The following is a 512-nucleotide window of genomic DNA, read 5'->3' as shown; positions in this document are numbered from 1 at the left end:
TTACTCGCCTATGAGTACGTAGTTACATGTGTACGACCACCATATAATCAGTGATCTCCCAGCTATTGTCTTAGTCGACATCGTTGCTTCTGCTGCCAGTGGGCGCGAGCTCAGCCTGTTCACAGTCGGACGGTTGTTGCTGAACAGCTTTTTGTTTTGAAATCGCGTACTTCTTCGCCGCGACCGAAGTGGTCTCGCGCTGAGTCCATGCCGTGAACGAGGTCGCCAAGAAACAGAATCTGCTCGACCTCGATCGCGAGGGCCTGGAGCGCTTCTTCGCCGATACGCTCGGCGAACAGCGTTACCGCGCCCATCAGGTGATGAAGTGGATCCATCACCGTTATGTCACCGATTTCGATGCCATGACCGACCTCGGCAAGGCGCTGCGCGCGAAGCTGCAGCAACATGCCGAGGTCGTGGTTCCACAGATACAGTTCGAAAAGCCCTCCACCGACGGTACCCACAAGTGGTTGCTCGGCATGGACGGCAAGAACGCCATCGAAGCCGTATTC

At 55.9% G+C, this 512-nt stretch carries 1 pseudogene; it reads left to right on the top strand.

Annotation, left to right across the window (positions count from 1 at the left end):
- Window positions 1-212: 212 nt before the first annotated feature.
- A pseudogene (locus CSC65_RS16085) lies at window positions 213-512 on the top strand (23S rRNA (adenine(2503)-C(2))-methyltransferase RlmN); the annotation flags it as partial.

The sequence above is a fragment of the Pseudoxanthomonas daejeonensis genome (assembly GCF_010093205.1).
GTDB lineage: Bacteria > Pseudomonadota > Gammaproteobacteria > Xanthomonadales > Xanthomonadaceae > Pseudoxanthomonas > Pseudoxanthomonas daejeonensis.
This window is presented reverse-complemented; position numbering and strand designations above follow the sequence as displayed.